The sequence below is a fragment of the Occallatibacter riparius genome (genome assembly GCF_025264625.1).
GTDB classification, from domain to species: Bacteria; Acidobacteriota; Terriglobia; order Terriglobales; family Acidobacteriaceae; genus Telmatobacter; species Telmatobacter riparius.
This window is the reverse complement of sequence record NZ_CP093313.1, coordinates 3,228,917-3,242,026: the sequence shown is the minus strand read 5'-3', so window position 1 is coordinate 3,242,026 and position 13,110 is coordinate 3,228,917. Positions and strand designations below refer to the sequence as shown.

At 60.1% G+C, this 13,110-nt stretch carries 7 protein-coding genes; 2 read left to right on the top strand and 5 right to left on the bottom strand.

Annotated features, from left to right (window positions below; all coding sequences use genetic code 11):
• Both MOP44_RS13025 and MOP44_RS13020 read left to right on the top strand, forming a co-directional pair.
• A complete protein-coding gene (locus MOP44_RS13025; RefSeq protein WP_260796470.1) occupies positions 1 to 2,289 on the top strand; it encodes a DUF5682 family protein in 2,289 nt (762 codons plus the stop codon).
• Positions 2,286 to 3,449, top strand: a complete 1,164-nt coding sequence (locus MOP44_RS13020; RefSeq protein ID WP_260796469.1) for a VWA domain-containing protein — start codon at positions 2,286 to 2,288, stop codon at positions 3,447 to 3,449. The genes MOP44_RS13025 and MOP44_RS13020 overlap by 4 nt, the downstream gene beginning before the upstream one ends.
• 179 nt (positions 3,450 to 3,628) lie before the next feature.
• Here MOP44_RS13020 and MOP44_RS13015 read toward each other — a convergent pair whose 3' ends face one another.
• From MOP44_RS13015 to MOP44_RS12995, 5 genes are all read right to left on the bottom strand, one after another.
• Positions 3,629 to 3,766, bottom strand: a complete 138-nt coding sequence (locus MOP44_RS13015; protein WP_260796468.1) for a hypothetical protein — start codon at positions 3,764 to 3,766, stop codon at positions 3,629 to 3,631.
• 118 nt (positions 3,767 to 3,884) lie between these two features.
• On the bottom strand, positions 3,885 to 4,145 hold the full coding sequence (locus MOP44_RS13010; RefSeq protein WP_260796467.1) for a hypothetical protein: 261 nt from the start codon (positions 4,143 to 4,145) through the stop codon (positions 3,885 to 3,887).
• A gap of 251 nt (positions 4,146 to 4,396) precedes the next feature.
• Positions 4,397 to 4,963: a porin family protein gene (locus MOP44_RS13005; protein ID WP_260796466.1), complete on the bottom strand. Its 567-nt coding sequence runs from the start codon at positions 4,961 to 4,963 to the stop codon at positions 4,397 to 4,399.
• A 23-nt stretch (positions 4,964 to 4,986) separates the two neighbouring features.
• The gene (locus MOP44_RS13000; RefSeq protein ID WP_260796465.1) at positions 4,987 to 9,357 is read right to left on the bottom strand and encodes an Ig-like domain repeat protein; all 4,371 of its coding nucleotides are present in this window, start codon (positions 9,355 to 9,357) and stop codon (positions 4,987 to 4,989) included.
• Positions 9,358 to 9,798: 441 nt separating this feature from the next.
• A complete protein-coding gene (locus tag MOP44_RS12995; RefSeq protein ID WP_260796464.1) occupies positions 9,799 to 12,873 on the bottom strand; it encodes an aminotransferase class III-fold pyridoxal phosphate-dependent enzyme in 3,075 nt (1,024 codons plus the stop codon).
• Positions 12,874 to 13,110: the final 237 nt, after the last annotated feature.

The following is a 13,110-nucleotide window of genomic DNA, read 5'->3' as shown; positions in this document are numbered from 1 at the left end:
ATGGATGAACGGCTGCACATCTTCGGGATTCGCCATCACGGCCCGGGCTCGGCCGCGCTGCTGGTGCGCGCGCTGGACGCGGTGGAGCCCGCGTGTGTGCTGATTGAGGGGCCGCCCGAAGCGGATGAGCTGATCCGGTTTGCGCAGCTCCCAGGGATGAAGCCGCCGCTGGCATTGCTGGTGCACGCGGCGAGCGACGCAAATGCAGCGTTCTTCTTTCCGCAGGCGGAGTTCTCGCCTGAATGGCAGGCGATGCTGTGGGCATTGAGGCGCGATGTGCCCGCGCGTTTTATCGACTGGCCCGCCGGCATTCATATTCACGCGCTCATCGCGCAGAAGAACGATCCCGAGGAGATGCAGGTGGAGCACGATCCTGATCCGCTGGACGCGCTCGCGGCGGCGGCGGGATACGGGGACGGAGAAGCTTTCTGGAATTCGCTGATAGAGCAGGGGCGGCTGGAGGAGGATAGTGCTGCTACGGCCGGCGAGCAGGCGCTGCAGGTGTTTGCGGGTATCGAGGCTGCAATGACTGCCGTGCGCGCCGCCGCTCCGGAAGAACGAAGCGAACGAGGCGGGATGCGAGAGTCGCAACGCGAGGCCTGGATGCGGATTCACATCCGCCAGGCGCTGAAGGAACACAGCGGAAAGATTGCCGCTGTTGTGGGCGCGTGGCACACCAGCGCGTTACGGACTGGTGCGACGGCGTCAGGCGATAAGGCGCTAGTAAAGGAGTTGACGCGGGCGAAGGTGGAAGCCACCTGGGTTCCGTGGACCGACAGCAGGCTGGGTGCTGCTTCAGGGTACGGAGCCGGCGTGATCTCTCCTGGATGGTACTCACATCTATGGAGCTTGTATGAGCGCCGGGCGAGCACTACGCCAGAGGAGTTTGCGGCGCAGTGGCAGGCCAAGACTGCGGGGATGCTGCGCAAAGAAGGCTACCTCACGCCGACCGCTTCGGCGATTGAAGCAGCGCGGCTCTCGCTGGCGCTGGCGTCAATGCGGGAGCGGCGGGTTCCGGCACTCGAGGAGATGCGCGAGGCCGCTCTTGCCACGCTGTGTCACGGCGATGAAGTGCCGCTGCGCATCATCGAGCGGAAGCTGTATGTTGGCGAGCGCGTAGGAGAGATCGATTCCGCGGTGCCGCAGATGCCGCTGGCGCGCGACTTGGCGTTGTGGCAGAAGAAGACGCGGCTCAAGCCTGAAGATGTCGAGACGGAACAGCGCGTGGATTTGCGCAGCGAGGCGGGGTTGCTGAAGTCTACGCTTTTGCACCGGCTGCTGATTCTGAAGGTGCCCTGGGGCAAGCTGGTGGAAGCGGACGCAGGCCGTGGAACGTTTCGCGAGGTGTGGCGGCTGCGATGGGCGCCGGAATTATCAGTGGCGCTGGCCGAGGCGCTGGTGTACGGGGGGACCATCGAACAGGCCGCAGGCAATGCGCAGCTCGATCGCGCCGCGAAGTCGAATTCGATTTCAGAACTCGCGGAGATGGTACGCGAGACGCTCGTTGCCGATCTACCCGATGCCGCGACCGCGTGCATAGAGCGGCTGCAGGCGGCTGCCGTGCAGGCGGCGGAGATCACGGAGTTGATGCTGGCCGTGCCGCCGCTGGTGCGGGTGCTGCGCTACGGCACTGCGCGCAAGCTTCCTGAAGAACAACTGCGCGCGCTGGTGCATGCGCTGAGCGTGGAGGTGAATGCGGGTGTGCGGCTCGCCTCGCACAATCTTGATGACGAGGCGGCGACAGCGCGCGTGCAGGCCATGCAGTCGTACGATGAGGCGCTGCGGCTCTTTGCCGATTCGACTCTGATTGAGCAGTGGCAGAACCATCTCTCCGGCACGGTGGATGACCCGCAGGTCTCTGCGGCCATCGCCGGGCTCAGCCTGCGCCGGCTGCATGAGTTTGGTACATGGGCCGGGGAAGAAGTGGAATCGGCATTCTCGCGACATGTGATCGGGGAGACGCCTCAGCGCGCGGGAGCATTCCTTGAGAACTTCCTGCGCGGAGGGTCGGAAGTGCTGCTCCACGACGAGCCGCTGCTGAACCTGATTGATGCGTGGCTGTGCGGATTGGAGGAGCAAGATTTCATAGAATCCCTTCCGCTGCTGAGAAGGAGTTTTGCTGAATTTGACATCGTTGCACGGCGCCACGTGATGCAGCGCATCACTCATGGACGGCGCGAGCAGGCGCAGTTGACTCAATCTGAGGGGGCGGCAGACGATGCGTTCGCGCTGGCACTTCCCCTGCTGTGCCAGATTCTTGGGATCGATGTGCAGGAGGGTGCGGCATGAGCATTGGCGATTCGGACAAGGAGCGGCTTCGCCGCTGGAAGCTGGCCCTGGGCGATGAGGAGCGCAGCACCCTGAGCGAGAGCGACGTGCGGCTGTGCGCGGCACTGGACGCGCTGTATACGCCGTCGACGCAGCGAAAGGGCAAGGGCAACCTGAGCGCTTCAGCGCCGCGCGTTTCACGATGGCTCGGCGACATTCGCGAGTTTTTTCCCACACCCGTTGTGCAGGTCATCCAGAAGGACGCGTTTGAGCGCCTCAATCTCAAGTCGCTCATGCTTGAGCCTGAATTCCTTTCGACGCTCGAGGCCGATGTGCACTTGGTTGCAGATCTCATGTCGCTTCGGTCGGCGATTCCTGAGAAGACCAAAGAAACCGCGCGCATGGTGGTGCGTCGCGTGGTGGATCAGCTGCTTGCCCGCCTCGAACATAAGACCGTGAGCACGATCCGGGGGGCGATCAACCGATCACAGAGGACGCGGCGGCCGCGGCCGAGCGATATCGACTGGCACCGAACGATCGCCGCGAATCTGCGCCACTACCAACGTGAACATGCCACCGTGGTTCCAGAAACGCTGATCGGCCATCAGCGGCGGACGCATAGCCGCACCAACCTGCATCGCATCATGCTCTGCGTGGACCAGTCGGGATCGATGGCATCCTCGGTTGTGTATGCGTCAATTTTCGCGGCCGTGCTTGCTTCTGTCCCGGGCATAGAGACGCAGTTGATCTGCTTCGACACTTCGGTGGTCGATCTGACGGAACAACTGAGCGATCCGGTGGAGGTTCTGTTCGGAGTGCAACTGGGTGGGGGGACGGACATAAACAGCGCGCTGGCTTACTGCGAGCAGCGCATCGAGCAACCGAGCCGCACCCACCTGGTACTGATCAGTGACTTGTTCGAGGGGGGCAATGCGGAATCGATGCTGGCGCGCGTGGCTCAACTGAAGAGTGCGGGTGTGAACGTCATTGTGCTGCTAGCGCTCTCTGACGACGGCCATGCGGCATATGACACGAACCATGCCGCTAAAATCGCGGCTATGAATTGCCCCGTCTTCGCCTGTACGCCCGACCAGTTCCCGGACCTGATGGCGACCGCCTTGACGAACCAGGACATCGCCCAATGGGCAGGCGCCAATGATCTCGCCGTAGTGCGGGGCTGAACCGCCGCAACTCGCACCGCCTGAAATAATCGTTCGATTTGCAAAGGTGTTCCGATTGGCATCGCCTACTGCATCCATTGACGCATTGCGCGTTTCAATGGACTTATGAAGCCGTTAGGGTAAAAGCGAGATGAATGAGTGTTTCGGTCTTCCATGAGAAGGCCGGTCGATGTCAAGAGTTATTGAGGTTGGGTAAGGTCAAATCTGATGTTTTCCTTTGCCCGGATATCAGGCGATTTGTGGCTGTCTGCGGTGGCGGTCAAGGCCGAGCGCAGCGGGTTCATCTTGAGCCTTGACGGCCCGCCGAAGGCAGCCATACTGATCCTCTCCGGGCGAAGGAGAACATCAGATATTCTCCTTGCCCGACCTGTTGCTGCCACATCCGCGTCGAGCTAAGCTGTCGTCACCCTTCCATCCGCACTCATAGTGAGCGGCTCATGCAAATTCGGTGAGCAGTCGACGCACCCACGGCGAATGCGTTCCCGTTTCCAGCGCGATCCGACTCGCTGGCATCTTCTCGAACCTCTTCTTCATCGCTTCCGGGCTGGTTGGGACTCTCTCCTCCTGAATCACCTCGCCTGCTCGGTTCAGGACACAGTAGAAACTCGATCGATCACCCAGATCCAGCCCGATGGTCAGCTGTCCATCGGGCAGTTTTCCGCTCCGGCGCGATGCCGTAGTGCTAGCCTTCTTCATGGCCGGTCTCCTTATCTCATGCGCCCTCGAGCGCGTCGATAACTTGGGAGCTTAACGCATCCCGCCGGAGACCGGACTTCTCATCCCATCTGAAAGCGCCAATCCGAGCGTTACTCCCCAGAGCCAACTACTCGTTGCCAAAAGCCGCTTGCAGTTTCACTACTGCAACTCGGCCATGAACCTCGGAGTCATGCCAGTATGGGCCCGGCCGCCCAGATTGCGATCATTTCGGGGATTGTTGGGGAGACTTGCTACGGCCGGAAGGCGAGGCCGACTTTGAAGCCGTTGGGTCGGAACGGATGGTCGGGCTGTCCGGCATAGCCGGGGGAGTTGAGCCAGAACTGGTATTCGTATTCGGCGCGAATGAGCCAGCGGTGCCGGAGGTGGTACGCTGCGCCCGCGCCGGGAGCTACGGCGAAGTAAGTTGCATCGCCAATGTCGTACGGGAAGTGAATGTGCCCGATGCCGATTAGGGTTTTCACGTATGGCCGGAGGGGGCCGATGCGATTGAAGCGGTAACGTGGCCCAGCGAGATAGCTGTTTTCGGAGTCGCTCTCGAACCCTCCCCAGTGCAGGAACTGCGCTTCGCCCTCGACGCTGAGGTGGGTGCTCCAGTTGAAGTCGGCAAAGGTGGAGATGCCGGAGAGGCGGTTCCCGCTCTGATAGGGGAAAGAGGCGCTGAAGTTGGCGTAGTCGGCGCCGACCCAAAGCGCGGCCTTGTCCTGGTACCCGGAGGGCTCAGCCTGGGCGCGCACACGCATGGGCATGAAGACAGCCGCCGCCGCTAAAACACAGATGGCAAATCGAGAGCAATTCATCAATGGAGCCCCTTCGTCATGCATCAGAAAAGTGACTTGACCTTCAATGCCACTGTGGCCGCGTGCTGCAACTGCGGGGTGGGCGCCGTGTACGCCCCGCTTACCTGGATGTTGTAACTGCCCGGCGGCGTGCCGCCTCCGATGGGATCGCCGGAGCTGCAGGCGTTGATCGCGAAGAACGTGAATGCCGCCACAAGCACAAGGAAAAGCTTGCGGCGCTTATAGCCGAGCGGCAAGAACAGCAGACAGATGGCGGCAAGGGCAAACGGGCCGGCAGGTCTGGCGGGCGCGGGAGGCGCGGCGGTTCGGGACGCGGTGCGGTGAGGGGGCGAGGTTTGGATTGTCAGGGTTGCAGTTCCCTGCCCTTTATCGAACGATGCGGGGCTGAAGTTGCAGGTTGAATCAGGTGGCAGATCCACGCAGGACAATTCAACCGGCTCATTGAACCCACCGTGGCTTGTGACCGTGATGTGGATGGTGGCTTTCTCGCCTGTGTAGAGGCTGTCCTTCCCCGGATCGACGGTGATGGAGAAGTCGCCGGCGTAAGCAATGACAGACTGCGGCAGAATGGGCGAGCGGCTGGGCTGCGTGTTGGTATCGCCGGAATAGACCGCGCTTATAGAGTGCGTGCCGAGCGCCAGGGTTCTGGTGGCGTAGGTTGCGACTGCCGCGGAACTCAGAGGGATGGGCAGACCGAGCGTGGAGCTACCATCGTAGAACTGGACGGTGCCGGAGGGCGATGGGCCCGTGCCAGAGGAGACCGTGGCAGTGAAGGTCACGGCGGTTGATAGCACCGACGGGCTTCCGCTGCTGGTGACTGCGGTGGTGGATGCACGCGGATTGACCACCTCAGTGAAATGCGGAGAAGTGCTGGAGTCGAAGGCGGCGCTGCCGCCGAAGACCACCGTGACGAGGTAAGTACCGGCCGCGAGGCTGGAGGAATCGATGGTTGCCGTTCCGGCCTGCAGAGAAGCGCTGCCGAGTCGCGAACCGTTGACCGTGAAGATCACGTTTCCAGACGGCGGAGTGCTACTCGTTGATGATTTGACTGCCGCCGTGAATGTGATTTTGGCAAAGGCAGTGCCAGGACTGGGAGCAGCCTGAACGGCGACTGTTGTGGGATTCCGGATGACGTTCTCATCGAACTGCGCTGAGGCGCTGGGGCTGAAATATGCGTTCCCCGAATAACGCGCTTCCAGCGCGTGAACCCCGGCCGCGGAGAATGCAACGGTGAGCGAAGCAGTTCCGCTGGAATTTACGTCCGCACTGCCCAGCGAAGTTGTGCCGTCAAAAAAGGCAACCGTACCGCCCAGGGTTCCTCCCGTGCCGCTGACGATAGCTTTCAACGTCACCGGCTGTGTCGCGTAGGCGGGATTCGGCGACGCAGCAAGCGTTGTATTGGACGGCGCTGCTTCAATGGTCTCGACCATCGAAGCGGAGCTGTGATCGAACGTGGTGTCTCCGGAGTACGCCGCCTGGATGGTGTGCGTGCCGGCGCCGAGCGCGGAAGTACTCACTGATGCCGCGCCGGACGCGAGCGCGACCGTTCCGAGCGGATTACCGTTTTCCGTAAAGATCACCTCGCCACTAGGTTTGCCGTAAGAGGATGTCACACTCGCGGTGAACGTGATGTTCACTCCGGCGGAGGCGGGGTTCTTCGAACTGACGAGGGTCGTGGTGGTGGAGTCGGCGACGACCAGATGGGTTCCGGTGAGGTCGATCTGCGGATACGTGGAGTTGCCGGCCCATGTCGCGGCAATGGAATGCGAGCCGATGGAGAGCCCGGCGGGGACGGTGACGCTCGCCTTATTGGCCGTAAGGGCGCCGGAGCCCGCCGGCTGCCCATCGACGAGAAACGCGACGGAGCCGCTCAACGCGGCAGAGTCCGGCGGCTGAAGCGAGGCAGTGAGCGTGAACGATCGGCTGACGGGCGAGGGTTCGGGATTGGCGACGAGGGTTCCCGTGACCGCGGGAGTGTTGCCGAGGTTCATGAGAATGGTGACGGAACTAGCCCTGATGTTGTAGTCTCCGTTGCCGATGACGATATCGGGGAACCCGTCACGATTGAGGTCGGCGATGCTCATTCCCGCGAGGCCGGTCCCGGCAATGTAGTTCACCTCAGGCGCGAAGGTGCGGCCGGTGCGCGAGTGCACGATGCCGACGGTGAAACCGCCGCCCAGCGTGCCGCTGGTCTTCGCTACGAAATCCGGCAGCCCGTCCCGGTTCAGGTCAGACACAGCAAAGTCGGTGTAGTAACGATCAAAGGTCGAGGCAAGCACGGGCGCATCGAATCCGCCGTCGCCTCTCCCGTAGAACACCCAGAGCGCGGTTGCTTTGGGCAGAGACGTCGGATAAGGGTCAGACCAGCCGCCGTACTGCACCAGCACGGCGAAGTCCTGCTTGCCATCGTGGTCGAAGTCGCCAGGCACAAGCTGGATGATGGACTGTGGGTCGCCGCCGGCGACGGGAGGAATCGCCAAAGCAGGCGAGGAACCCTGGCTGAACGTTCCGTCGCCATTGCCTCTGAGGACGAATGCATGGTGGTAGCTGCCATAGACGGCGTCGAGTTTGCCGTCCCCGTCGAAATCGGCAAGCGCAGGAGGCGAGATAGAGGCGAATCCGTTCGATGTGTCCACCGGCACGCTGGAACTGACATCCCTGAAGGTGCCATCGCCGCTTGAGAGAGCAGCGATAATCTGGCCGGGCCCGCTGCCGACTATATCCACCGCGGTAGTCACCAAATCACTGCGGCCGTCTCCATTAATGTCGTACACGAGCGCATCGCTCAGCTGCTCGAACATGGGGTAAATGTTGGAGGAGTTCGCAATGAGGATGGGTTCCTTAAGGGTACCGTCTCCGTTGCCGAAGAGGAGGTAGGAGTCGTACTGGTATATGCCTGAGGAGCCTATAGCAATGATGTCGGCTTTGCCATCGCCGTTGAAGTCGCCATGAAGGATCTTTGCGTTCATGGTGGAGAGCGGCGTGCTGAAATTGATGGCGCCTGAGCGGTTCGGCTGATGGACAGGCGCGGCAAAGGTGCCGTCTCCTTTGCCGAGGCTGATCGTGATGGCAGGGTCGCCCGTGGCTGCAATGTCGGGGATGCCGTCACCATTGAAGTCGGCCACAGTGGGATAGCCGATAGTCTCCGCAACTTCAGGAGCGGAAGGGGACGAGTAGGACCCGTCACGGCGCCCGTAGCTGATGTAGAGTCCGTGCGGACCAACGCTGACAGTATCGGGGATTCCGTCCCCGTTTACGTCACACATCTGCCACTGGAACGCTCCGAAAATCCCGAACTGAGGTTCGAGAGCCTGGGCATAGTGCTGGGGCGTACCGTAGGTGAGTTTCGGACCGCCCATCAGCACGGCCAAGCCATCGCCGGAGTAGCCGATCACATCGAGGATTCCGTCGCCATTGAGATCCGTGACGGTAAGGGGGGCATAAAAGGTGCCGAATCCGCTGAATTCCGTCAGGTGAGTGCCGAACGTCTTCTTCGCTATGGGCGTAGTGTTGAACGAACCATCGGCATTGCCTTTGAGGATTATGAGATCGGTCGCCCCGGTGATATCGCCGGTGGTCGTCTCCGGGTACCCGCAGATGGCGTCGAGATGACCGTCGCCATCCATGTCGTGGAAGACGCAGGTGGCAGCGAAGTAGCTCTCCGTCATATACCCTTTGAGGTCACCGAAAGTGCCATCCCCTTTGCCCAGCGCGACCTCAGGGCCGAACGGATACAAAAGATCGGGGATGCCGTCGCCATTCACGTCTGCCGCTGCGATGGGCAGTACTTCATTGATGCCGGTGTTAAACATGGGAAGGAACGCCTTGAACCCGCCCTTACCGTCACTGAGCAAGATCTGGGCGTGCGAGTTTGCGACATCTTCCTCGAACACATCGGGAAAGCCATCGCCGTTCAGGTCTCCTAGCACACTGACCACTGGAGAGGCGTAATTGGAAGTGAATTTGAAGGTGGCGTCAGTGGTTACGGGGGACTGGAAAGTGCCGTCGCCGTTTCCGAGGAACACTTCGATGGTGGCAGTGAACTGATCGGCGCTGACGCAGATGAGGTCGAGGCGCTTGTCACTATTGAGGTCCGCGAGCGAACACGCCGCGCCGCGCGTACCGGCAATGGGGTAAGTGATGCTTGTGCCCGGCAGCCAGCCTCCGGTGAGTTGCGAGAGCGCCACATTCAGAGTGACAGGCGTGGTGCTTGGGTCTTCCCAAACGAAATCGGCAATGCCGTCCCCGTTGAGGTCGCCCGCGGCCACCGCACTCGGATCCACCGTCGTCGGAATACGGTAAGGATTGCGGAAGGTTTCAGCGACCGCGGCTGGCGCCAAGAACGCCAGCAACACACAAAGCGCGGGAGCCCAAAAAGGCCTGACGTTTGTCATGCACAACACCCTGGGGACTTATGTAAAGGAATTATTAGCAGCTAAGGATAACAGATATTCGGCGCATCGCAGGAGCGCGGGACGGCGGGAGCGGGCTACGACGCTAGTTGCTTTGTTTGATAAAAGGGGTCATGAAAAACTAGCTCTCGTCCGACGCCTTCTGTCGACCATGTGTTGGCGTTGGCTCAGGTCGCGTTGTCCAGAACCCGCACTTTAAATTTCAGATCCCTGAAAGACTGACGAATACATCCATCTTTCAGGTCTCTCCCGGTGGCGATCACTGGACTTATCGGCGGCGCATTCTCCCGGATGCTATTCGGGTTAAACCCTGCAGATCCGCTGAGCCTGATCGCGGGCTCGATGATTTGGCGCCTTTCGAAGGCACGCACGAGACAGCTAGATGCAAAGGTTGCGAGTGGATCCAGGTGTTGTCGCCTTCCCCTAGGGAGTGCCTGGTTGAGCTCGGTCCTCCTCAAGGATCGTCTCGAGGGTCGTGACGAACAACTCAGTGTCGTGGTCTGAGAAGATCAATGGCGGGCGAAGTTTGATTACATTGTGAAACGGACCATCCGTTCCAGTAAGTATCCCGCGCTCCCGGAGACGGTTGCAGATATACGAAGCCTGCTCGGTTGCTGCTTCACGCGTGGCTCGGTCCTGCACCAGATCCAAACCAAGAAACAGTCCGGAACCTCGTACATCGCCAATCAGGGGATGCCTTTCTTGAAGTGCCTTCAGCCTGCGCCGCAGGCCGCTGCCAACACGAAACGCGTTCTCTTGCAATTGTTCTTCTTCGAGTACGTCCAATACTGCCAGACCTGCCGCGCATGAGACTGGATTGCCGCCAAATGTGCTGAAGAACTCCATCCCGTTATCGAATGAGGCGGCAATCTCCGGAGTGGTGATCACTGCGGCCAGTGGGAAGGCATTTCCGATGGGCTTCCCAAGCACCACGATATCGGGAATGACTCCCTGCGTTTCAAACCCCCAGAAATGAGTGCCGAGGCGACCGAAACCGACTTGCACCTCGTCAGCAATGCACACGGCGCCCGCGGCTCGAACATGACGATAGACTTCAGCGAGGTAGTCAGGAGGAAAGACGATCTGGCCGCCCACGCTCGGCATGGTTTCCGCGATGGATGCGGCAGCTCCCCTCCCTTCGATCTGGAGGCGATTCAGAATGTCGTGGACATGGCCGGCGTATTTGATACCGAGGCCGGGTTCTCCCCTTCGATAAATACCGCGGTAATCGTCGGCAATTGGAGCCACGTGCACCCAGGGTTTGCAACCCTTGCCGCCGGGTCCGTTGAACTTATAGGGGCTGATATCAATCAGTGTGTTCGTGTGGCCGTGATACGCATGCTCCAGCACAATGATGTCATCGCGGTTGGTGTGCGTCCTTGCCAGCCTGAGGGCAAGCTCATTCGCCTCGCTTCCTGAATTTACGAAGTAGCAAACCCGGAGCGGCTCCGGTAACGTCCGGGTGAGTCGTTGTGCGTAGCGAACAACATTGTCGTGCAGATAGCGAGTATTGGTATTAAGGAGACCCAACTGCTTGCGCACAGCGTCCACTACCTTGGGATGACTGTGACCTACAAGCGGAACATTGTTATATACGTCCAAATAAGCCCGGCCGGTATCGTCGTACAGGTACTGTCGCCATCCGCGCACGATCTTCAACGGACGCTCGTAGGACACGCTGAGATTAGGCCCCATTAGCGAACGCCTTTCGAGCAGGGTGTCGCTCAAGCTCCGCTCTCGCGAAGGGAAACGCTCGGAAGGAATGCCAAGCAACAAATTGGGATCCGGGCACAGATCCGTCCAGATCGCGCGCTCCGACGCCCGAGCTACGCCAGGAAATTTTTCGTTCAGTTCCAGTAAGTCGGTAATGATCTGGAAGTGCAAGTGAGGCGGCCACCCGCCGTTTTCAGCGGCGGCGCCGATGTTGGCGAACGCCTCGCCCCTAGTTACAGGCTGTCCCGTGGAGAGCTTTGCAATACTTTCTTTCGACAGGTGGCCGTAGAGCGTGAAGAACTCCACTGCATCATCTGTCAGGTGCTTCAGGATAACGATCGGCCCGTAGTCGAGCGGAGCCAGGTTATCGGCAATGATGTGCACCTGGCCGTCCAGCGGCGCTCGGGCGTTGGAGCCAGCGTCCAGAAAGAGATCAATTCCGAGATGGACAGTGCGGCGTTCGTCAACAGCGTTTTCGTTTGTCCCGAACAGAGGTGATGTGTAAAGGAGGCGAGGCTCATCATACCGGCCGACGCCAACGGAAGCGTTGGCGGCTCGTAATTCGCGCTCAATGGCTAAGGTCAGTGCAGGCGTCTGTGAGGCTTTTGGATCCGCTCCCAGGAACGTGCTGGCGACGCTCAGATCGAATACGAGACACGGCTCCGTGCGTAGATCAAGATCCACAACGGACGCTGCGGTCTTTCCAATTGTCGCCAGCGATTGCCGGAAGTGCTGTCCTCCTCGCATCGGCGGCAAACCACAAGCATTTCGAAACACGTAATGCGCGAAGCGCTCGTGAATGTTGGCAAGCCGCGCAAGTGCGTCCCATGCCGGCGCTTCAGAGATGGTGACATAGGGATCGTCCGGCACAAGGGTTTTGCGATGGGCCGAGTTAACGACGCTCACCGCAAGACGCATGCGGATCAGTGGAAACAAGATCGCCAGCTCTGTCTCCAAGAGAGGAAACACGCTGTGAAATCCCTCCACCAGTGAGGCCGCCGCCTCCAGCGGTTCGCTCTTGCCCAGGACAGCATAAGCCGCTGCGACGGCCGGTTCGGCCACGACAAGCCCGTGATGCATGTCGCCGAAATCGATGACGCCAATTCCCTGCCCTGATGGACCGTCCGTGCAACTTACGAGAACGTTGTAATCGTTGGCGTCACCATAGATCACGCTTTTCCTCAGAGTCGGAAGCTGTGGGACCACCTGCTTCTCATACTGCTCGAGGACTTGTTCAACCAGCGCCCGACGCGACGGATCTTCAATATGGAAAAGGTACTCGCGGATCCACGCTGCCTGTGCCAAGTCCCATTTAAACTCGCGTGCTGCAGCGGGATGGGAGAAATCCTGGAGAGCGAGGTCGATGTGGCCGAGCAGGCTGCCTAAATTGCGAAGCAGTTCGGGCGTGTGCGGGCGCACCTCCGCTAGAACGCGCCCAGGGAGAAAGCTGAGAAGCCACACGAAGCGTTCTTCACCGTTGCGCAAAGTCGTCCTGACAAATGCCTCACCTGAGCGGGTTAACTGAACCCTCTGCAGCGCCAGACCGGGCGCGCGCTCGGCGAGGTGTGTCAGTGCCGAACACTGCATGTCAATGAAGGCGCGGTCACGACTTGAGTGCATTACTTTCAGAACGAAAGCGCGGCCATCGGAGGTGACGATATGGAAGTTGTTGTCATATTCCCCCGGAAGAGAACTGGCGCTCACTTCGAACTCGTAGAGGTCCCGCACCAGTTGGACTGCCTCGTCTGGCAAAATCGTTTGCGATGATCCGGCCTCTGAGTTCATAGGACCAACTCTATCGGAATCTCCCTCTCAATCTCCGACGGAGGCGATGATGACCATCGAACTCTGAGCATCCCTAGCCCGCAGCCTTTTCCAACGGATCGCCGGTGATGGACTCACTGCTCGGGCCCAAGCTTTGGCCCGCGACGGACCTATTTACTGAAGACTACAATCGGTCATTCCTTGTCGCAACGACTTCTTTTGAAGCTATGAGATTTTGTAGAGAGATAAACAGAATGG